This window comes from Clostridium sp. DL-VIII, assembly GCF_000230835.1.
Taxonomy (GTDB): domain Bacteria; phylum Bacillota; class Clostridia; order Clostridiales; family Clostridiaceae; genus Clostridium.
This window is the reverse complement of sequence record NZ_CM001240.1, coordinates 3,020,797-3,042,490: the sequence shown is the minus strand read 5'-3', so window position 1 is coordinate 3,042,490 and position 21,694 is coordinate 3,020,797. Positions and strand designations below refer to the sequence as shown.

The following is a 21,694-nucleotide window of genomic DNA, read 5'->3' as shown; positions in this document are numbered from 1 at the left end:
GCAATTATTCTTAAATAAAATAAATACTTAATTGTTTTAAATTCTACCCGTTAACTGCTAAATTTCTACCATTACTCAATCCATCGACTATTGAGTCATATTCTTTATCTAAATGATAAAATGACATAACAAAAATTTGTAAAACAACGACTACTGCAGGAATATAAATGAATATTGCATTAATTGACATTAATGCTGAAGCACTTTGAGTTACTGCATTTTCTGAATATCCTCCAAATGCCAAGATCCATCCAATCATTGCAGAGCCTAAGCCATTACCAACCTTAAATCCAAAACTTGATGCACTATTTACTAATCCTTCTGTTCTATAACCAGTTTTCCATTCACCATATTCAATAGTGTCAGAAACAATAGCAAACATACAAGATGAAATCCCTGCATTTCCAATACCTTTTAATGCAGATGCAGTCATTATTCCCACATAGCTTGTACCAACAAAACCAAACATGACAAATCCTAAGCCATAAATAACTGAACCAATAATCAGCATATTTCTCTTTCCGGTTCTTTTAATAATAATTGCAGTAAAGAACATTGCTGCAATTTGCACAACACTTGCTATCAAATTCATAGGTCCAATCATATTAGGATCTCTTAGTACAACCTTAGCATAGTAAACTGCTGCCCCACTATTTAAAGAGTAATTTATAAAAATTAGAACCAAAGTCACTGTTATCATTATCCAGTACTTATTTTTAAATAAATACTTAACTCCTGTATGGAATGGTATTTTCTCTTGATGTGTATTTTCAGAAGGTTTTACCCGTTCCTTAGTTCCTGTAAATGTAATCATGAATACTATAATTGAAAGTATACCAAACACTAAAAAGGTTTTTGTCCATGCTGAAGCATTATCGCCAAATAACTTTACTAAAGGTAATGTTAAATTTGTTATTATTAAGGTTCCTACTGTTGCCATAGTCATTCTAAAAATACTTAGAATTGAGCGTTGATATTGATCTTGCGTAATCAACGCATTTAATGTTGCATATGGTACATTTATAGCCGTATAAATAACAGATGAAACCAAATTATATGTAATAAAAATATATATTATTTTTCCACTTTCACCCAAGCCTGCTGGCACCGAAAATAATAAAACTGCTGCAAGTGCAAATGGAATAGTCATACGTAATATCCATGAACGACACTTCCCGAATCTTGATTTAGTTCTATCTACTATAACTCCCATCGCTAAATCCACTACACCATCAAATAATTTTGAAACTAGCATTACTGTTCCAACTGCAAGTGCACTTACTTTTATATAATCAGTATAATAATACAAAAGAAATGCAGACATAGCTGAATAAATTATATTACAACCTAAATCTCCGCAACCATAAGAAAACCTTTCCCAAAAACTGATTTTTATCTTTTTACTAATCTCGTTCATTACACTATATCCTCCTCGAAATGTATTGTAATTGTTATCATATATTTATGATAACAATTACACCTCGCATTCAAAAGTCATTATAGCGACATAAAAATATGACTATTCCGACTTATTTCGAAATAGTCATATTTTTCTCTTTTCTTTTTTCTTTTGGAGTACATCCATATCGTTTTTTAAAAAGCTTTATTGCAACCCTATAATTATTACATCCATGATTTTCAAAAATATCATTTATATTTAAATCCGTATCAATTAAATCTTTATATATATAATTAATTCGAATTTCATATAAATACTCGATGACTGTTAATCCCATATACTTTTTAAAGAATCTTGAGATGTAATCTGGATTATATCCAAATTTATCTGCCAATTGTTGCATTGTTATCTGCTCATCATGGCAATTATGTAAAAACATAGTGATTCCTTTTAATCTTTCTAAATATTTATTATCTCTTTTTATTTGCTTTAGAGCCAATTTAGAAGAATATGAATGAATCAAAGTAAAAAGCATATCGTAAAGCAAACTATTAAACTTAAGCAAATATCCTTCTGGTTGAATATCATATATTTCATACATATCATGAAATATTTTTTTAATCTTATTTAGCCTTTTAATTTCAGCTTCATCTATTGGATTCATATCAACATTAAAATAATACAAGTCCATATTGCGAACATATTTTTCAAAAACAACACTTGGTATCTGCAAAACTAATGCACGATTTTTCTTACTTGTAAATCCATGTACATTTCTTGAGTTTATAACAATAAATTCTTCTGGTAATACAGTAATTTTCTTATTTTCAAAAGCAACTGTAATACTGCCTTCAAGCATATAGACTATTTCTAAACTATTATGCCAGTGCGGTGCTACATACCCACCTTCATCTATTGATAAATAAAACTTTACCTCTATGTCTGGATTTTCAGAAACGATTTCATGCCTCATGTTTGAAATATCCATTTTTTCCTCCTCCTGATCTACTCATATATCTTTTTACTATATTTACAATTGCTAATTCTAACTTTCACATTAATACTATATTTATTTTATCACTTTAGCATCAATCTTTAAAAAAAATCAAGAGGATTTTACATAATATTTCTATTCATATGAATTCAAAAAAGTTTCTACACTTTAACTCAACACCTGAATGTTATTCATGTAGAAACTTTATTTTTTAATAGAAATTTATATTACAATTCTAATATTTGTTTAACTTCATCTATTTATTACTTTTTAGGACTAGTATAATTTATATTTTAAACTTTAATATCATTTCATTTAGCCTTTGTGCAAATTCCGTTTGATTTTGTGAAGTTAATGCCACTTGTTCTATTGCCTTTGCTGTTTCATCTATACTTCCCTTTATTGTTTCAACATGTTCTGATGATTTTAGTGAGGCTTCAGCCACATTCTGCATTGCTTCATTCACCTGACCAACTGTTGCAGTAAGTTCTTCTGACATAGATGCTATCTCTTCTGACATTTTACTTACAAAATCTGAATCCCTATAATATTGATTTCCTACCTTTTCAAATTCTTTGAACTGAGGATCCACATTTTCATTTATAAAACCTAACACGTCTTGACCATTTCCAGATAAATTTTTAAATGCCTCTTGAACTTTTCCAATAGTATCATGTATAGAAGCTACTGCCTTAGAAGACTGTTCAGCAAGTTCTCTTACCTCCTCTGCAACTATAGCAAAGCCCTTACCTTGCTCTCCTGCTCTTGCAGCCTCTATAGCAGCATTTAGAGCTAATAAATTAGTCTGTTCTGATATACTTGCAATCGTATCTGCCATAACCTTTATATTATCTACAACTTTGCCCTCCTCAATTGCATTTAGCATATTCTCTCTCTTCTTAGAATATAGTTCTCTAACTCCTTCTATTGCTTTTTTTCCGTACTTCTCTGCTTCTATAGCTCTTTCTTTAGATTGGACTGCATTATTGCTTCCTTCCATGGCTTTTCCAGAAAGCTCTCCAATATTTAAGTCAACTTCTTCTATAGATGCAGTCACCTCTTCTGTAACTGCACTTGTTTCTTGTATTCCAGCTACTATATTAGTTACAGCATTATTTATCTCTTCAGTTTTTGCTGATAATTCCTCTACTGTCGCTGAAAGTTCTTCACTTGAATCACTCATCTTTTGCGAACTATTCATAATAACACTTACGAGGTCTTTAATGTTTTGCTGAGCTTTTGTGAGAGCTGAACTTGTTTTCCCAAATTCATCTTTTCTTATAATTTGAAAATCCTTTGATAAATCATATTTCGCTAAGTTTTCAGCAAATTCTTTTATTTTAAGTAATGATGTATTTATGTCCCTTGAAATAATTAATCCAATTGCTAATGCTAATATTAATCCTGCTATGACAAGTATTATCATTATATGATCGCTATGTACATATATATCATTGTTTGTTAAATTATCTGTCTTTGCGCTATTAACATTTATATCTATTATCTTACCTATATTCTCCATAAGCGAATTTCTAATATCTCCTATTTGTTGATATTGATTAGCTGCTTCATCATATTCACCATCATCTATAAGTTTAATAACCTTATCTGTTAACGTTCTATACTGGCTAAGTTGCTCTTTAATTGTTGGCCACAATTGCTTTTCAAGGGTGTCCATCTGAATATCTTCATAGTTTGATATATCTTTATCTTCTGTTTCTATATTAGATTGAATCTGTTTTTCTAAATCATCTTTTTTTGAAGCATCTTTAACATAGGTTAATTCAATAATATTACTCTTGCTGCTGAGTAACGACTGTTTAATATCTGTAAGCAACTGTATTGACTGTAAGTCGTCATTATACATGGCTTTTGAATTTGCATCTGATGTTTTTAATGATGCTCTTCCTATCATACCTACAATAGCTATTAACATAGCCATAATAAGAAAAGATGATATTAATTTAGTTTTTACTTTTATATTCTTTAAAATAAGCATTTTTAATTCCTCCCCATATTCATATTACTAATTTACCTTGAAACCACTACCTTATAATGCATGTACTAATCAATCTCATCTTTGAAATTCAATTTAAATTTTTAAGTTTGTATTTTTTTAAGAATACTGTTATTCAATTAGTAGTTCTGCTAAAATTTATTATGTCATTGTCTTAATATTAACTGTAAATTATGGCAAACAGGTGACAATTATCATACTATGTAAATTATTGTAGATAGGCTCATAACTAGATTTTTTGTATTAAATTGATTTTCCAATCAAATTTTAAATTTTTATAGAAAAAGATTAAGGTTTCCCTTAATCCTAATCTTATAATTTCTTATTACTTTTATTTTTCATTATTTTCTACACCTTGATTAGATTTAAACCTAACCGTATTATAATTTCTTCAAAAAATTATGCAGCATTTCCGCTGTGATTCCCCAAATATTATAATCCTTATACTTATAAAATAAATATTTATAGTTAGCTTCTCTAAACTTATAGTTTTCTTTATTGACTATCAAATGATATGGAAAATCTTTTGATCTATCTATATTTATTTTTCCATTTACCTCTAAGTATTTATGATTTAGTAAATAATCTAGTGGAACATAAAATACATGATCGACCTCACTTTCATTTATTTTGATTTCTTCAACCTCTTTAATAACCCCTAAGAAAGGATGAATTATAATTCCATCATATCTTACTACCGTATCTAATTCATTTATTACATCAATATTATTAATTCCAAGCTCCTCAAATATTTCTCTTACTGCTGCTTCTTTAGGTGTTTCACTTCCATCTATTCTTCCGCCTGGAAAGCATATATCTCCAGGCTGGCTATTTAACTTTTTGGCTCTCATTTCAAACAATATACAAACCTCATCTTTTATTTTCACTAGTGGAATAATTACAGAAGACCTTTTCATTTTTTCCCAACCATTAATATATGGTTTAGTTCCTTGTATTTTAATTTTTATACTTTCTATGTCCATATATTCCCCCCTAACTTAGATTGACTTCTCATTGTTTATAATAAAAAACTACATTTTGCTAATAATTATTATATCCATATAGCTATAGAAATTATCAGCTAAAATGCAGTTACTAATAAATTAAACTTGTCACAATTATACATTTCCTTTAAATGATACTTTATTTAATTTAGGAATTTTAAATTAAATAAAAATTTTAATTCCATATGTATAGAATTATCTTACTATAAACAATTTAGATTTATATGTATAACTGATACTTTTCTGTATATTAAATTTCAATTAAAAAGCCAATTCCTTATACAAATCCTTAATTGTTTCAAAGCTATATGTTGGTTTAAATTCTGTATCAACTAAATCCTCTTTGGTAGCTTCTCCAGTAAATAGTACCGCAGTATCCACACCACCATTAATTCCACAAGCAATATCCGTGTAAAGCCTATCTCCTATAACTAAAGTTTCGTCTTTTGTAAATCCAGTCTGCTTTAAGCACATTTCAACAATTGCTTTATTAGGCTTTCCAATATACAAAGGTTCTCTTTTAACTGCATTTCCTATCATTTGACATATAGACCCACAGTCAGGCACAAAACCAAAGCGCGTCGGACAGACAAAATCCGGATTTGTTGCTACATAGTCAATATCTCTAGTTAATAGTAATTCACATATATTTTCTATCTTTCTATAGTTTAATTCATTATCAAACCCTACTACTGCACATACAATATCATCTTCTTGTTCTTCAGTGACATTTATATCAAAACTTCTTAGTTCCTGAATGAACGAAGCTGTCCCAAGTACAAATATCTTTTTATCCCTATACGTTTCTCTTAAATATAATGCTGTTGCATAAGATGATGTCACGAAGCTTGTTTCATCTACTTTAATTTCAAACTTTTTAAATTTTGTAATATAGTCCTGAATGCTGGTAGTAGAATTATTTGTTATAAAAATATATTTACCCCCAATCCTTAACACATGATTCATAAAATCCAATGTTCCATCTATTAATGTAGTATCTAATGCAATTGTTCCATCAATATCTAGTAAAAACAATTTTTTATCTTTTAGCATATCTTTACTCTCCATAAAACAAATTTATTACTTTCTACTGTATATACTATTATTATATAATATATTTAAATTTATAAACAGAATTTAAAGTTCTAATATATATGTTGCAATTAAAAATTTGCAATGATTAATTTAAGAGCATAATTAATAATATGTAATTATAATTATACTCTTATGACTTTATAAATTAACCATAACTTCTACAGGACAGTGATCTGATCCCATTACATTCATATGAATTTTAGCATCTACTAATTTATCTTTTAAACTTTCTGATGCCAAAAAGTAATCAATTCTCCACCCAGCATTATTACCTCTAGCATTAAATCTATATGACCACCAGGAATATACTCCTTCTGTATTAGGATAAAAATATCTATAAGTATCTATAAAGCCTGCCTCTAAAAGCTCTGATATCTTATTTCTCTCTTCATCTGTAAATCCAGCATTTTTTCTATTAGCTTTAGGATTTTTAAGATCAATATCCTCATGAGCAACATTTAAATCCCCACATATTATCACTGGTTTCTTCTCTTCCAGTTCCTTTAAATATTTTCTAAAAACATCTTCCCAAACCATTCGATAATCAAGCCTCTCAAGACCTTGTTTAGAATTTGGAGTATATACATTAACTAAATAAAATTCCTTAAATTCTAACGTTATAACTCGCCCTTCAGTATCATGTTCACTTATTCCAATTCCATTTTTTACACTAATAGGTTCCTCTTTTGTGAATACAGCAGTTCCTGAATATCCTTTTTTCTCTGCATAATTCCAATAATCTTTATAACCTTCTAATTTTAAATCTATTTGGCCTTCTTGAAGTTTACTTTCTTGTATACAAAATATATCTGCATCGGCTTCTTTAAAATATTCTAAAAAGCCTTTATTAACACAGGCTCTCAATCCATTAACATTCCATGAAATTAGTTTTTTCAATATTACACCCTCCTTAGCAAATTTTCTCAACTAATAATTATTATTATATAACATGTTGTAAATATAATCTATATTATTTTTTATACGGAACAAATTAAATATTTATAGCTTATAAAATGCTAAAGATCTCCACCTACAATCGTAATGGAGATCTTTAGTATATATAGATACCTCTATGCTGCCTGAAAAAAGAATATCAAAAAAGTAATAATACATATGCTTACTGGAATGCACATAGAATTTACCACCCCAGCTAATCCTTCATCACTTTTGCATAACCCCGTGAATACTGGCGAAAGAACAGAAACTGGACCAAATACTAGTATTACTAAAACATGCTTTATCTCTACCGAAAAAGGTACTAAGAAATAAATTATCAAAGCAAATATTACAGCACTTAAATAACGAATTCCCAGCATTGATGCAACTTTAACTAATTGTTCTTTTTTAAAATTGCACTCAAAAACCATACCTATCATAAGCATGGACAAAAAAGCATTCCCAGCACTCAAATTTGAAGTCACATTATATATTGCTTGTGGCAATCGTATTCCCGATATTGTTACAATAAACATAAACAGATATGTGTCAAAAGGTACAGACGAAAACATTTTTTTCAGAAATCCTTTAATGCTTTGCTTTCCACCTTCACCTGCTATTCCTGAAGCAATCGCATAAGTTCCTCCGGTACACATTATCGAATTACCAGTATCAAAAAGACTTGCTATTCCAACTGCATATGGTCCTAAAAAACTTTGCACATATGGAAGTGTAAAACATCCTATATTGTATCCTGCAAGGTTAAGCATATTAAAAGCCTTTTCTTTATTGTCTTTGTTTCTCGCTAAAATAAAGCCTATTGATGACATAATAATATTAGCTAAAAATCCAAATAAAATAATAAAAAGCATTGAATTATCCATTTTGAAATTTGCAAATCCAGTAATAAGAGCGCATGGCAAAGTAATATTCATAATTATTTTGGTAACAATCTTATAGTCCTTACTTTCAAACAAACCTCTTCTTTTAAAAACATATCCTAGTATGATAATAAGCACAAAGCTAAACGCTTTTATTAATATTTCCCCCATTTATATAACTCCTTCTTCTGTAATCTATAAATTGTAAAATTAAACAATTTTTCAATCAAATGTACAAATAATAATAGCACCTGCTATCACTATCCTATTATAGCAACTTATCTTATAAAACCCAATTTTATTTTTAGATACATTTACACATTAAAATTAAGATATATCTTTCAATCGCTATATTACTGCCATTATCAGCTAACAGCAAGATACTTTCCATAATATTTATCTTAAATTTACTTTCCCTATATACCAAAATCATCCTACACTATCCAAGTTCTCTTATACAAAAAAATGGTTGCACCACACTTCAATTAATAATTAGCAACATGCAGTTTACAATGTATAATTTCATATAAAAAAGACCAACAATCGTATTTAATTGCTGGTCAGCTTCACTAGTTTCTACAAATTTTCAAAGTTCACATTTTAAGAAAATTCTTTCTAGCTTCTAAACGTTACAATATTATTTATCTATTTATCTATTTATATTTAACTTCTGTTCTACTTTTATGCTTTTTATTCTTATGATTAGGCTGTTTATTTTTAATTTCTCTATAAATAGTATTTTTATTACTCTTACCATTTGTTTTGCTTTCTTTATATTTATTATATGTATTATTCTTCGACTTGTTACTTTTATCCTTTATAAGACATCTAGTATCATTTCCAATTAAATCTGTTCGTCCTGCCTCTGTTAAGGCTTCGTATACCAAGGTATAATATTTAGGATTTTTAAACTGAAGAAGTGCTCTCTGCATAGCCTTTTCATGCTTACTCTTAGGCACATAAACTTCCTTCATTGTCATTGGATCAAGCCCTGTATAATACATTGTAGTTGCTAACGTTCCTGGTGTTGGATAAAAATCTTGTACCTGCTCTGGCTGATAATTAATATCTCTTAAGTACTCCGCAAGTTCAACAGCACATTTTAAAGTACTTCCAGGATGAGATGACATCAAATACGGAATTATGTATTGCTTTTTACCAAGCTTTTTTGTTATTTTTTCAAACTTAGCTACAAATCTATCATATGTCTCGCCTGCTGGCTTACCCATATATTTTAGAACATCTTTAGATATATGTTCTGGAGCTACTTTTAGCTTTCCACTTACATGATGTTCAACTAATTCTTTAAAGAATGTATCATCTTTATCAGCCATAATGTAATCATATCTAAGACCAGAACGTACAAATGCTTTTTTAACTTTAGGAACTTTCCTTATAGCTCTAAGGAGCTCCAAATATTCAGTATGATCAACTTCCATGTTTTTGCATACATCTGGTGATAAGCACTCTTTCCCCTTACATGCTCCAAAAGCTAATTGTTTGCTGCAGGCTGGCTTTCTAAAGTTTGCAGTAGGTCCTCCAACATCATGTATATATCCTTTAAAATCTGGCATTTCAGTTATTTCTTCAATCTCTTTTAATATCGATTCTTTACTTCTGCTTTGAACCACTCGTCCTTGATGAAATGTTATAGCACAAAATTTACAATCGCCAAAACAGCCTCTTGAACTTACTGTGCTGAACTTAACTTCCTCAATAGCTGGTATTCCGCCTTTTGCTTCATAAACAGGATGATAATTTCTCATGTATGGAAGATTATATACATCATCCAATTCCTCTCTATTTAAAGGCGTCTCAGGAACATTCTGAACTAAATATTTATTTCCATGCTTTTGTACAATAATGCGTCCTCTAACCGAATCTTGCTCTTCATCTTCAATTCTGCTAGCCTGCGCATATTTGTATTTATCATCACAAACTTCTTTGTACGAAGGAATTTCAATATAATCTTGAATATCATCTAAACTTTCAGTCAGATAACAAGTTCCTCTTACATAAGTAATATCCTTTGCACGCACTTTATTTTTTAAGCTTTCTGCAACAGCTACAATTTGCTTTTCACCCATGCTGTAAATCAAAAGATCAGCGTTACTATCAACTAACATTGACTTTCTTACTTTATCGCTCCAATAATCATAATGAGCAAATCTTCTAAGGCTGGCTTCTATTCCACCAATAACGATATCTACATCTTTATACGCTTCTCTTATTTTATTACAATATACAATAGTTGCTCTATCCGGTCTATGGCCCATTTCTCCACCTGGAGAGTATAGATCTTTCTCTCTAAGTTTTTTACTTACAGTATAATGATTAACCATAGAGTCCATATTTCCCGCATTAACCAAAAATGCATATTTAGGTCTTCCGAGCCTCTGAAAATCATAAAGACTTTTCCAATCCGGCTGTGGTATAATACCAACTTTATATCCATTAGCTTCAAGAACCCTTGAGATAATTGCAGTTCCAAAACTATGATGATCTATATATGCATCAGCTGTAACAATTATGAAATCACATTCATCCCAGCCTCTTTCTCTCATATCCTTTTTACTTATGGGCAAAAACTTCTTTTCACTTGTCATTTTTTCACCTACACTACATTACTTATTTTTTCTCTTTGCATATTATATCATAAATGTTTTTCGTTTAATACACTTGAATTTTGCATTAATTAACTCTTACGTGTAACACTTTTTTATTATGTTCAATATATTAGTAATATGTAAGGTGTATTAATGATTAAAACCTAAAATATGCCGAACAAATGATTATGATATACAAAAGGAGAAATTAAATTATGAGTAATTGTTGTAAGCACCACCATCACCATCATGAATGCTGCTGCCAAACTCCTAACTATGGATATGGAAACTATGGAAACTACGGTTATGGTAACTTCAATGGATACGGAAATTATGGATTCCCAAATTATTATGGATATTATAACAATTGGGATTTCTTATTACCTTTATTATTCTTATTGTAGAAAATAAATGATGCCTAATTCTTAAAATTATTCAAAATTGTTAAGATACAAAAGATGAAATCCCTATCAATATCTTTTTGCCAAGATTAACAATAGATATGATATAAAAATAGACCTAAGAGATACTTTAATAATGTCTTTTAGGTCTTAATTTTTAATTTATTAATCATATTTATTTTAATTAATGAATATACTTATTATGTCATAAAATCCAACAAATAAGGCTCAATTCATATATAACTCTTTCTAGCAACTAAAAATACAGAACAGTAACAAAAGCACACGAAAAATTTATAGATTAAATTTTTCATGTGCTTTTAGCCATTTAATTATTCTAGTTATATTTGTTAATCTGTAATTAATTTTTAAATGAATGTATAGGCGCTGGGATTCTTCCGCCTCTATTTGCGAATAATTCTGATGTTTTTCCATTTACCTTCATCACAGGTGCTCTACCTAAAAGTCCACCAAATTCAACCATATCGCCTACCTTACATCCTGGAGCTGGTATAATTCTAACAGCTGTAGTTTTATTATTGATAACTCCAATTGCTGCTTCATCAGCAATCATACCTGCTATTGTTGATGCAGGCGTATCTCCTGGGATTGCTATCATATCAAGACCAACTGAGCACACGCAGGTCATACCTTCTAGTTTTTCTAAGTTTAATGATCCACTTATTACTGCATCTATCATTCCTGCATCTTCCGATACCGGTATGAAAGCTCCGCTCAAGCCACCTACATGACTACAAGCCATAACTCCACCTTTTTTAACTGCATCATTAAGCATTGCAAGTGCTGCAATTGTACCATGAGTTCCAACCTGTTCAAGACCTATCTCTTCTAAAATTTCAGCAACTGAATCACCAACAGCCGGAGTTGGTGCTAAAGATAAATCAACTATACCAAAAGGTACGCCTAATCTCTTTGATGCTTCATTTGCAACCAATTCACCCATTCTTGTGACTTTAAATGCAGTTTGCTTAATAGTTTCAGCAACAATATCAAAAGATTCTCCTCGAACCTTTTCAAGGGCTCTCTTTACAACTCCAGGTCCGCTCACTCCAACATTTATAATTCTTTCAGCTTCTCCAACACCATGGAAAGCTCCTGCCATAAATGGATTATCTTCAACTGCATTTGCAAATACAACAAGCTTAGCACATCCAAAGCCTTTTGTATCCTTAGTAAGTTCAGCAGTTCTCTTTATAACTTCTGCCATATCCCTTACTGCATTCATATTTATTCCTGATTTAGTACATCCAACATTAACTGATGCACAAACTTTCTTTGTTACAGCTAAAGCTTCTGGAATTGATTTTATTAAAATCTTATCCCCTTTAGTGCATCCCTTTTGAACTAAAGCTGAAAATCCTCCTAAGAAATCAATTCCTAAAGTTTCAGCTGCTCTGTCTAAAGTTCTTGCAAATTCAACATAATCAGTTTCATCTGTAGCCCCTGCTATTATTGACATTGGAGTTATTGAAACTCTTTTATTTACTATTGGAATTCCAAATTCAGTTTCAATTTGCCTACCAACTTCAACCAAGCGTTCTGCTGACTTTGTAATCTTATCATATATTTTAGTTCTAGCTTTGTTTCCATCTGGATCTATACAATCAAGTAACGAAATCCCCATTGTTATCGTTCTTACATCAAGTTTTTCTTCTTCAATCATCTTTATAGTTTCAAGTATATTATTAGTATTCATAAGCCCCTCCTAATTATAGTGAATGCATTGATTTAAATATTTCTTCTCTTTGAATCTTAACATCCACCCCAAGTCTTTCGCCCTCAGTTGTAAGTCCTGCGCGAACTTCTTCAAAATTCCCTTTCATGTCTTTGCAATCTAATATCATCATCATAGTAAAAAAGCCCTGCATTATTGTTTGATTAACATCTAGTATATTGATGTTATATTCTAACAACTTTTGGCTAACCCCAGCTATAATCCCGACTTTATCTTGCCCAATTACTGTTAATATTGCTTTCATGCTTATCGACTCCATTTCTAAGTTTATTTTTAAGATACTTATTCAGTCATATTTCAGTTAATTATAATTCAGCATGTTAGCTCATGCATCATTGTTTTACAATTTTCTTTAATATTCCTAAAAATATTATCCAATTCATATTGAATTGGATAATATCTAAAAGCATCATTATTATTACCTTTATTCTATAATTTATATTACCTTTTGTCAATTTTCACTGAACATTTTGTAACATTTTTTTCTTTACGTTCGTATTATTTTTGGAGTTCTCGCTATATTAAGAATATTATTATAAATAATAGCTTTATGCGCTATTTTACCTAAAATTCCTTTTGAGTCTATGAGTTTTAGAATTATTATACTTGAACACAATAAATAAGCGGCATACCTTCATCCAATATTCCGCTTAAACTTCTTATATTAAGAATTAATTTATGTTTTAATCCCTTAATCCCATTCTATTGTCAAGATTTCTAATTCTCCTTCCTTAAGAGAAACTTTATATCCATCAATTATTAGCCATGTTGCTAAATCTGTAATCATACTTCTTCTAATTTCATCTCGTTTATTTATAGCAAATACTGCTGAAACTTTATTAACCCCAGCTTTTTTTCCTTGCTCAATGTTTCTTAATATTATGTTCTTATTTTCGTTTAGCTTTTCTTCATATTCATCATTCACAATATTTCCTCCTTCCAACCTTATTTGATATATCACCCTTCAAATATTAATTTTTCAAATTAAGTTTAATTAGTATTTATTTATACTATTATAAATTTATGATATAAATTTCCAAGTTATTCTTTATTTTATTTCATAAAGAAAAAACCGTTCTAGAACATGTATGATTCTACATGCTATAAAACGATTTTAATAATATTCCTTAATCTTTTGATCTCTTATTTGCTTTCTGCTTCTGATGATACATCTATTCCTCTATGCTCTACAGCTGTAGAAAATACTATTTGAGTATCTGTATTTCCAAACTTCTGCAGTTCACCAATAAACGCATCTAATTCCAGTGTTGTATGATACGAAACTTTTATTAACATAGAATATTTACCGGTAACACAATTACATTCAAGTACATTTGGGCAGCTAGCTATAAAAGGATAAAACTCTGGTTTTTGTTTTGGAGTCATTTCCAAATTAATAAATGCCTTAATATTGTATCCTAATTTTAAAGGATCCACATGTGCAGAATATCCTGTAATAACTCCTGATTGTTCTAGTTTTTCAATACGAGCTGATACTGCCGGTGTTGATAAAAACACTTGCTCTGCCAAATGCTTTAATGGATAACGTGCATTTTCTTGTAAAAGTTCAATAATCTTAAAATCAATTTTGTCCATATATAGTACCCCTGCTTCTAAAAAATCATCTATATTTATATAATAAAAAACATATCAAATAATCTCTAAATTCATTAATTAGGTATTGATACGCTTCTTTGCGCTATTTTATTACTTATTTTAAATATATTCTTCTATAATTTAATACACATTACTTTGATAAGTAGGCCTTTGAATCTATTGATAAGTCCTATTAATATTTTAAAGTGTAAGACTGAAAATTACAAGTTTTTTTTTATTATGCCTATTAAAAAAATAAACTCACCTTTTATATTCTTAATTGTTACTTCTTATAACTTTTCTTTTTTTGTTTACGATTTGATTAAATCTTTCTATTTCTGGGTGCATAACTCTTAATTTCTTATCAAGAACTTAAATTTTTTCGCGTTATGCGAACATTAAATATATTTTATCATATTTCATTCGTTTTCATCTCATAATGTTTGCACTTCATAAAATTAAGCATTTTTTATGTGTAATTAAATTTAATTAAGTATAATATACTCATTTTTAGTTTTTATTCACAATTTCTCCTCTAATATTTACATGGATTTGAAATAGTGATAATCTTCATTTCAGGAAGATTAATGAAAAATATTTTTACTTTAACTTTGAATTAATAACGAAATAATAAATCTAATATTTTAAATTTAAAAGAATTATATAAAATGAAAGTGAGGATTTTTAAATGAGAACAAGAAAAGAATCTGATTCTATAGGAAGTATAAACGTACCTGCTGATTCTTATTATGGCATTCACTCTTTAAGAGCAACTAATAATTTTCATATTACAAATAAAAAATTGCATAGAGACTTTATTATAAGTCTTGTTGAAATAAAAAAAGCTGCTGCTATAGCAAATAGAGATGCCGGAGTTTTAACTTCTACTATTGCTAATGCTATAATAAAAGCTTGTGAAGAAATTATTTGTGGAAAATTACATGAAGAATTTATAGTTGATCCAATTCAAGGTGGTGCTGGAACTTCTGCTAATATGAATGCAAATGAAGTCATTGCTAATCGAGCTATTGAATTACTTGGTGAGACAAAAGGCAATTACTCTGTAATACACCCAAATGATCATGTTAATATGGCACAGTCCACTAATGATGTCTTTCCAACCGCCGGAAAACTTACAGTGTTGAAAATGCTTCCAAAAACAATTTCAGAACTTCAACGTTTATATAATACACTTAAATTGAAATCTTTAGAATTTGATAATGTTATAAAAATGGGACGTACTCAACTGCAAGATGCTGTTCCAATTAGACTTGGACAATCTTTTAATGCTTTTGCATCAATGATTAAGCGTGATATAAACCGTTTAAAAGAAACTCAAAAAGAAATGCTTGTCTTAAATATCGGTGGTACTGCCATTGGAACTTCTATTAATGTAAGTTCAAAATACCTAGAAAATATTATACCTGCTCTTAGAAAAGTAAGCGGTTTTAATGTAGTTCAATCTAGTGATTTAATTGATGCAACACAAAACCTTGACTGCTTTGTTGATATTTCAGCTGCTTTAAAAACATGTGCTGTGAATCTTTCTAAGATGGCAAATGACTTAAGATTATTATCAAGTGGACCAAAGACTGGATTTGCTGAAATCAACTTGCCTCCTATGCAAAATGGATCATCCATTATGCCTGGCAAGGTAAATCCTGTTATTTTAGAAGTAGTTTCTCAGGTTGCTTTTAATATCATAGGCAATGATTTCACAATAACAATGGCTGCGGAAGCTGGTCAGCTTGAGCTCAATGCTTTCGAACCTGTTCTGTTCTATAATTTGTTTGAATCTATAGAAACTCTTCAAAATGCAACTACAACTCTAATAGATAATTGTGTTTTAGGAATTACTGCAAACGAAACTAGATGTAAAGAACTCTTGGATAGCAGCATAGGAATTGTAACAGCGCTTTGTCCATATATAGGTTATAAAAAATCAGCTGATATTGCCAAAAAAGCATTAAGCACAGGAAACTCCGTTAAAGAACTTGTATTAAGGGAAGGAATACTGACTGTAGATGAATTAGAAAAAATCCTTGATCCTGTTTCTATGACGGAAATAAATTCCTCATTGAGTTCAAAATCAAGTCTTCAAATAGATGAAGCAATATAAATTTTAAATATATTGAATTAATAATACCATTATTGGCAATACTATTGTTTGAACATGATTTTAATAAATTGCAAAATTAACCCAAAAAAGAGATAACATATCATTTTCATATATGCTATCTCTTTTCTATTCAAATTAATATTTATAAATAATATTAACTTGAATAGCATTCATTTGATATATATGTTACTGGTATCCTTTGGTATTTACTAAAATTACGTTTAAATTCGTCGTTTAAAAAATAACGCTCTTTCTTTGAAGTCTCATTCAATCCTTCATTAAAACTTTTCAAATAATAAAAATCTTTTACCGCCTCAGTGTCAGATTCTACTCTATACTCTAATTCTGAATGTAAGTTATCCGCTAACTCATACCCTACTGGTATTTTCTTCTTCATCTTCTTAATTAATTCTTGTAAATTATACCCTTCAACCATATACAATTTATTATTAAGCAAAAGCGAAAGCGAGTTACTATAATAATTTTTATTTCTCTCAATTCTAAGCAAAAACTCTTTCACATATTCAATATTATCACAAGTCAGCAATAATGGAATTTTAATATCTATAAAATATTCAATCAATTCATTTTCTTTGAAATTGAATAAATCTTTAATATTTTCTGTATTATCAGTATAGAAATCAAAATTAAATTCCTCATTTTTAAAAATACAATTTCTTACTTTAAGCTCTAATCCCTCTTTAGAAAAACCTACCTCTGCCTGCTCACATCCTAAATCATCAGTATATAAAGCAGGATATTTTACCTTGACCATATAATATTCTGTACCCCTTCTATAGTTATTTTCTCTATCATTTCACCCTAAATTCTCTATTTGCAATACCTTTCTTATGATACCATATTCTTCTACAGATGTAAAAAATATTTTTCCTTATCTGTTCTTCTTATACTAATTCTAAGATATTCGTACCAAAAGTAAAAATCTTTTATTAATTAATAAAAATTATTGTTTAAATCTAGTAATTATAAAATATCAGTTGTATAATTATTATATACTTATTATATTTTGGGAAAGAAGGTAATTTTTAATGTATGAATTTAAAGAAGAATACAAGACAGGAATAAATTTTATTGACGAACAACATAAAGTTCTTTTCGAAATAGCTGATAGAACTTATACTCTCTTAAAAAATGATTTTACAATCGATAAATATGATAAAATAGTAACATTATTAGAAGAGCTACAAAATTACACTGCATTTCATTTTACAGCTGAAGAAGAATACATGAAAAAAATCAACTACAAGAGAATGTTTACCCAGAAAATTGAACATGATGCATTCATAAAGAAGCTTAATGATATAGATCTTTCTACAATAGATGAAAATCAAGATGAATATATAGTTAGTATACTTCAATTTCTTAATGATTGGTTAACAGGACATATTTTTGAAAATGACAAGCTTATAGGAAAATAATATATTTATTTATTTTATTCGATATATAAAATTTTAACCGAGGCTTACTGGAAATTTCTAAAACCTCGGTTAAAATTTATATATGTCTATCAATGTAATATTAATAGGAACTTGTCTTATCAAAAAATTTTATGCCACAGTTAGAATTCATTTCTTTAACATATATATGTATTCTTTGCAGACCTTATAGGTAAAATAATAGTAAATTTAGTTCTAACTTCACTGCTCTCCACAGATATATTACCGCCATAACTTTCTATTAACTCTTTAACTATATTTAATCCATAGCCGTGATTTTTGTCACTATTATTCTTAGTAGTAAATCCGGCCTCGAAAATCTTATCAATATATTTTTCTGGTATTTTCTCTCCATCATTCTCTATTTCAATAATTGTTTTATCATTAATACTAAAGGACTTAGCTATTAATGTACCTCTATTTTTCATAGCCTTTATGGCATTATTAACTATGTTTACAATTATTCTATATAACTCCATTTCTGACATAGCTATTAATTTAAAATCTGCATTATCATCTATTATTATATTTATATCGTCACACATAACATGTTTAGTTGCTAGTGATAATAGAGATTCCTTGGTCTGACCCTTTTCACCCGTTTTAGAACTATTAGGTGTATTTATAATACTTTTTAATAAACCAGCTACATCTTCATACTTTTCTCTAAGGCACAATTCATATAGTGATGACATTTGTATTCCATAATCACATTTTATTTTTTTCAATTCACTATTTTTAGCTTCTAAACTTTCATTCAATTGAAATATTTTATTAGCCCGTTCCTTTATTTTTGCAAAGTACACAGCACTAAATCCAATAAATACCATAAAAATTACAATTTTTATATTCTGATATATTAAAGCTTCATCATTGTATTCAATTGAGCCTAGTGAAAGTAAGAAATCTGGAGTAAAACTCATTATAAATATACAACTTATTGTAAACTTTTCAGCCTGCATAATTTTATAGATTTGTCTTATCTTATTAGGGTATTTAATACATATTAAATACAATAGCAGTTGACATACATAAACGAATAATATGCTTAAAAGCTCTATATGTCTTTTAAAAATAATGCATTCTAAAAATTCATATAAACTATCTCCAAATATAAGCATCCAAATTGCTCCAATTGAATAAATTAAATTAAATGCAACTAATGCTTCAATATATTTGTTTTTGAAAAAAAATACTATTATAACTATACTAAAAATATGTGTAACAAACACACATATAGAAAAATTGCCAAATATGTTAGGAATAAAGTAACCACCACATGATAATAAAAGCATGCATACTATCTTTTTTTTATCACTGAATATTTTTTTATCACGTAAACAATAACTTATTATATAAACAAAAAATATGCCTTGAGATATTGAATTCAAAACATCCATATAATCTATCTCCAATTCACATCCCCCTTACGCGATTTCTTTGTTATCTTAATTTTTTCATTGATTCCGGCATTTCCTCAACACCATGTCCATAATATGATGCTGTGCAAGCCTTAATCATACTACCTGAAATACTTAATAATAATTTTCCGAATACGTTTTTAATTGCCATAAAAATCACCTCTATCAAATTACTAAACTTAGTAAGAAAAATAATCTACAATATTAAAGTAAAAATTTTATAAGAGATGTGAAATTGGAAATATTTTTATTAAGATTTTTTACAAAATCTTATGTATAATTTAGCTTTTTCTTTACAATCTTTGATTATTTTCCCTTTTACTACCATAATATTATTATATCAACATCTATTATGTTTTTCAACATTATTTACTACGTTTTAAGGTGTATTTATTTCCATTTAATTCCGTATAATATTGGGTTTCCTCTTATATTTTACCAACATTCATAACGAACTATTTCCTCAAGATTCTTTCTCGGACGTGCTTTCGGCTGTTCATCTGGATATCCAACAGTTATAACTCCTACAACATATTTATCAGAAGGAATATTTAGAACTGGTCTAATTTCTTCTTGAGTAAATTCTGCAACCCAGCAAACTCCTAGTCCTAAATTATTAGCCTGTAGCAACATATATCCAGCTGAAATTGATGTGTCTCTAATTATTCGCTTTAATTCATCTTGTGGACTATTATCATCTATATCTATATTTATTTCTTCTTTTATTCTACAACGTATGTCTGCAACACATATAATAAATATCGGAGCTGTTAACATCCATTTTTGATTATTAGATGCTCCCATTACCTTTCGTCTCATCTCTTCAGATTTTACAATAATATAACGCCATGGCTGCGTGTTATTACCTGATGGAGCAAGTCTTGCACCTTCAAGTAACTCAATTATTTTTTCATCCTCAACTGGCTTATTAATATATTTTCTTATGCTTCTACGAATCTCAATTTCTTTAATCATACTAACAAAAACCTCCATTGTACTTGTTCAGATCAATAGTATATATTACTCTATTTAAATTTCTTTAATTATTTATGCATTCAATCTCCTCTTATTTTTATGATTATTATAACATAATTTATAATGCCTACAATGAAAGTGAACTTATTAACAGATTAGATTTTACAACTTAGCTTTAATTTTCGATTGATATTCATTACTAGAAACATATAATTCACAGTAGAATTATTATATTCTATAAATATTAAATTACCACTTAACATGTTGCTTAAGTTTTTTCAAAAAATAAGGCGTGCAAAAATTAATTATGTGGTTAATATCAATAATAACCATATTATTGATATTGACATAAGCATTTTACACACCTTCTTATATATCAGTATTTTTTAACAAATTCCTCCCATATGTCATTTTTCATAATGGGTGTTCCATGAGCTGGGCAAATCCATTCACATTCTAGATTTTTTAACAGCCCTAAAGATTTTTCAAGATTATATTGATTCCAATTCCTATCCTTCGGTAATAATTTAATATTTTCTTTAACAATAATAAACAAGTCGCCTGTAAACAAAACATTTTTATACATAAAAATAACATGCCCTGGAGTATGGCCTGGAGTTTTAATTACTCTTATTCCTCTAATATTCTCATAGCCATTATAAAAATAATTTATAATAGGTTTTTTGTATCTTATAAAAGTTTGAACAATTCTTTTAACTCCAAGCCTGCTTTTCTTTCCAATAATATATGGAGCATCTTCTTTGGATGCCCAAAGTGCTGCTCCTGTTTCATCCTGTAATATTTTTGCATTCCCCACATGACCAATATCATGATGAGTTAAAAGAATGTGCTTTATACTATTCAACTCAATATTCATAAATTTTATTTCACTTAAAATTTTTTCAGCTTCGCCTGGTAATCCAGTATCAATTAAAATATTTTCTTTATCTCTAATTAAATACACATGACTTTTTTCCGTACAATCAAGCATATTTACACCTTCTATTATTTCCATATTCTCACCCTTTTACATCTCC

20 protein-coding genes are annotated in these 21,694 nt (G+C 28.9%); 3 read left to right on the top strand and 17 right to left on the bottom strand.

Annotation, left to right across the window (positions count from 1 at the left end):
* Positions 1-43 precede the first annotated feature (43 nt).
* The 8 genes from CDLVIII_RS13945 to CDLVIII_RS13910 all read right to left on the bottom strand — a co-directional run bounded on the left by CDLVIII_RS13945 (position 44) and on the right by CDLVIII_RS13910 (position 10,932).
* Complete coding sequence (locus tag CDLVIII_RS13945; protein ID WP_009170082.1) at positions 44-1,417, bottom strand: MFS transporter; 1,374 nt, start codon at positions 1,415-1,417, stop codon at positions 44-46.
* Between the two features lie 112 nt (positions 1,418-1,529).
* Positions 1,530-2,387 carry an AraC family transcriptional regulator gene (locus tag CDLVIII_RS13940; protein ID WP_009170081.1) on the bottom strand — a complete coding sequence of 286 codons (858 nt, stop codon included), beginning with the start codon at positions 2,385-2,387 and terminating at the stop codon, positions 1,530-1,532.
* Between the two features lie 292 nt (positions 2,388-2,679).
* Positions 2,680-4,392: a methyl-accepting chemotaxis protein gene (locus tag CDLVIII_RS13935; protein WP_009170080.1), complete on the bottom strand. Its 1,713-nt coding sequence runs from the start codon at positions 4,390-4,392 to the stop codon at positions 2,680-2,682.
* Between the two features lie 398 nt (positions 4,393-4,790).
* The gene (locus CDLVIII_RS13930; protein ID WP_009170079.1) at positions 4,791-5,393 is read right to left on the bottom strand and encodes a CoA pyrophosphatase; all 603 of its coding nucleotides are present in this window, start codon (positions 5,391-5,393) and stop codon (positions 4,791-4,793) included.
* A 282-nt stretch (positions 5,394-5,675) separates the two neighbouring features.
* Positions 5,676-6,467, bottom strand: a complete 792-nt coding sequence (locus tag CDLVIII_RS13925; RefSeq protein ID WP_009170078.1) for an HAD-IIA family hydrolase — start codon at positions 6,465-6,467, stop codon at positions 5,676-5,678.
* Positions 6,468-6,647: 180 nt separating this feature from the next.
* Entirely contained in the window at positions 6,648-7,406 is a 759-nt protein-coding gene (locus CDLVIII_RS13920; protein WP_009170077.1) for an exodeoxyribonuclease III, read from the bottom strand.
* Positions 7,407-7,579: 173 nt separating this feature from the next.
* Positions 7,580-8,497, bottom strand: coding sequence for an AEC family transporter (locus tag CDLVIII_RS13915; protein WP_009170076.1), 918 nt, complete (start codon positions 8,495-8,497; stop codon positions 7,580-7,582).
* 482 nt (positions 8,498-8,979) lie between these two features.
* Complete coding sequence (locus CDLVIII_RS13910; protein ID WP_009170075.1) at positions 8,980-10,932, bottom strand: YgiQ family radical SAM protein; 1,953 nt, start codon at positions 10,930-10,932, stop codon at positions 8,980-8,982.
* A gap of 215 nt (positions 10,933-11,147) precedes the next feature.
* On the opposite strand from CDLVIII_RS13910, the gene CDLVIII_RS13905 reads away from it, so the two are divergent.
* Entirely contained in the window at positions 11,148-11,336 is a 189-nt protein-coding gene (locus CDLVIII_RS13905; protein ID WP_009170074.1) for a hypothetical protein, read from the top strand.
* Between the two features lie 358 nt (positions 11,337-11,694).
* Here the strand turns inward: CDLVIII_RS13905 and CDLVIII_RS13900 are convergent, their stop codons facing one another.
* The 4 genes from CDLVIII_RS13900 to CDLVIII_RS13885 form a co-directional block, all read right to left on the bottom strand.
* Positions 11,695-13,050: a PFL family protein gene (locus tag CDLVIII_RS13900; RefSeq protein WP_009170073.1), complete on the bottom strand. Its 1,356-nt coding sequence runs from the start codon at positions 13,048-13,050 to the stop codon at positions 11,695-11,697.
* 13 nt (positions 13,051-13,063) lie between these two features.
* Positions 13,064-13,333: an ACT domain-containing protein gene (locus tag CDLVIII_RS13895; protein WP_009170072.1), complete on the bottom strand. Its 270-nt coding sequence runs from the start codon at positions 13,331-13,333 to the stop codon at positions 13,064-13,066.
* A gap of 447 nt (positions 13,334-13,780) precedes the next feature.
* Complete coding sequence (locus CDLVIII_RS13890) at positions 13,781-14,014, bottom strand: hypothetical protein (RefSeq protein WP_009170071.1); 234 nt, start codon at positions 14,012-14,014, stop codon at positions 13,781-13,783.
* Positions 14,015-14,232: 218 nt separating this feature from the next.
* A complete protein-coding gene (locus CDLVIII_RS13885) occupies positions 14,233-14,685 on the bottom strand; it encodes an Lrp/AsnC family transcriptional regulator (protein WP_009170070.1) in 453 nt (150 codons plus the stop codon).
* 688 nt (positions 14,686-15,373) lie between these two features.
* Here CDLVIII_RS13885 and CDLVIII_RS13880 point away from each other — a divergent pair.
* Positions 15,374-16,804, top strand: a complete 1,431-nt coding sequence (locus CDLVIII_RS13880) for an aspartate ammonia-lyase (protein WP_009170069.1) — start codon at positions 15,374-15,376, stop codon at positions 16,802-16,804.
* A gap of 154 nt (positions 16,805-16,958) precedes the next feature.
* Here CDLVIII_RS13880 and CDLVIII_RS13875 read toward each other — a convergent pair whose 3' ends face one another.
* Entirely contained in the window at positions 16,959-17,579 is a 621-nt protein-coding gene (locus CDLVIII_RS13875; RefSeq protein ID WP_009170068.1) for a DUF6304 family protein, read from the bottom strand.
* 274 nt (positions 17,580-17,853) lie between these two features.
* Here CDLVIII_RS13875 and CDLVIII_RS13870 point away from each other — a divergent pair, with 274 nt between their 5' ends.
* Entirely contained in the window at positions 17,854-18,243 is a 390-nt protein-coding gene (locus CDLVIII_RS13870; RefSeq protein ID WP_009170067.1) for a hemerythrin family protein, read from the top strand.
* Positions 18,244-18,398: 155 nt separating this feature from the next.
* Here the strand turns inward: CDLVIII_RS13870 and CDLVIII_RS13865 are convergent, their stop codons facing one another.
* The 4 genes from CDLVIII_RS13865 to CDLVIII_RS13855 all read right to left on the bottom strand — a co-directional run bounded on the left by CDLVIII_RS13865 (position 18,399) and on the right by CDLVIII_RS13855 (position 21,672).
* Positions 18,399-19,676: an ATP-binding protein gene (locus tag CDLVIII_RS13865; RefSeq protein WP_242835924.1), complete on the bottom strand. Its 1,278-nt coding sequence runs from the start codon at positions 19,674-19,676 to the stop codon at positions 18,399-18,401.
* A 28-nt stretch (positions 19,677-19,704) separates the two neighbouring features.
* Positions 19,705-19,833 carry a hypothetical protein gene (locus CDLVIII_RS32560; RefSeq protein WP_009170065.1) on the bottom strand — a complete coding sequence of 43 codons (129 nt, stop codon included), beginning with the start codon at positions 19,831-19,833 and terminating at the stop codon, positions 19,705-19,707.
* Positions 19,834-20,117: 284 nt separating this feature from the next.
* A complete protein-coding gene (locus CDLVIII_RS13860; RefSeq protein ID WP_009170064.1) occupies positions 20,118-20,657 on the bottom strand; it encodes a nitroreductase family protein in 540 nt (179 codons plus the stop codon).
* Between the two features lie 376 nt (positions 20,658-21,033).
* The gene (locus CDLVIII_RS13855; protein ID WP_009170063.1) at positions 21,034-21,672 is read right to left on the bottom strand and encodes an MBL fold metallo-hydrolase; all 639 of its coding nucleotides are present in this window, start codon (positions 21,670-21,672) and stop codon (positions 21,034-21,036) included.
* Between the last annotated feature and the right edge of the window lie 22 nt (positions 21,673-21,694).

Bases quoted from the DNA above. Each gene is read 5' to 3' on its own strand.
- CDLVIII_RS13855 (WP_009170063.1), bottom strand. From the start codon at position 21,672: ATGGAAATAATAGAAGGTGTAAATATGCTTGATTGTACGGAAAAAAGT.
- CDLVIII_RS13895 (WP_009170072.1), bottom strand. From the start codon at position 13,333: ATGAAAGCAATATTAACAGTAATTGGGCAAGATAAAGTCGGGATTATA.
- CDLVIII_RS13915 (WP_009170076.1), bottom strand. From the start codon at position 8,497: ATGGGGGAAATATTAATAAAAGCGTTTAGCTTTGTGCTTATTATCATA.
- CDLVIII_RS13945 (WP_009170082.1), bottom strand. From the start codon at position 1,417: ATGAACGAGATTAGTAAAAAGATAAAAATCAGTTTTTGGGAAAGGTTT.
- CDLVIII_RS13925 (WP_009170078.1), bottom strand. From the start codon at position 6,467: ATGCTAAAAGATAAAAAATTGTTTTTACTAGATATTGATGGAACAATT.
- CDLVIII_RS13900 (WP_009170073.1), bottom strand. From the start codon at position 13,050: ATGAATACTAATAATATACTTGAAACTATAAAGATGATTGAAGAAGAA.
- CDLVIII_RS13880 (WP_009170069.1), top strand. From the start codon at position 15,374: ATGAGAACAAGAAAAGAATCTGATTCTATAGGAAGTATAAACGTACCT.
- CDLVIII_RS13885 (WP_009170070.1), bottom strand. From the start codon at position 14,685: ATGGACAAAATTGATTTTAAGATTATTGAACTTTTACAAGAAAATGCA.
- CDLVIII_RS13905 (WP_009170074.1), top strand. From the start codon at position 11,148: ATGAGTAATTGTTGTAAGCACCACCATCACCATCATGAATGCTGCTGC.
- CDLVIII_RS13875 (WP_009170068.1), bottom strand. From the start codon at position 17,579: ATGGTCAAGGTAAAATATCCTGCTTTATATACTGATGATTTAGGATGT.
- CDLVIII_RS13940 (WP_009170081.1), bottom strand. From the start codon at position 2,387: ATGGATATTTCAAACATGAGGCATGAAATCGTTTCTGAAAATCCAGAC.
- CDLVIII_RS13860 (WP_009170064.1), bottom strand. From the start codon at position 20,657: ATGATTAAAGAAATTGAGATTCGTAGAAGCATAAGAAAATATATTAAT.
- CDLVIII_RS13930 (WP_009170079.1), bottom strand. From the start codon at position 5,393: ATGGACATAGAAAGTATAAAAATTAAAATACAAGGAACTAAACCATAT.
- CDLVIII_RS32560 (WP_009170065.1), bottom strand. From the start codon at position 19,833: ATGGCAATTAAAAACGTATTCGGAAAATTATTATTAAGTATTTCAGGT.
- CDLVIII_RS13870 (WP_009170067.1), top strand. From the start codon at position 17,854: ATGTATGAATTTAAAGAAGAATACAAGACAGGAATAAATTTTATTGAC.
- CDLVIII_RS13910 (WP_009170075.1), bottom strand. From the start codon at position 10,932: ATGACAAGTGAAAAGAAGTTTTTGCCCATAAGTAAAAAGGATATGAGA.
- CDLVIII_RS13935 (WP_009170080.1), bottom strand. From the start codon at position 4,392: ATGCTTATTTTAAAGAATATAAAAGTAAAAACTAAATTAATATCATCT.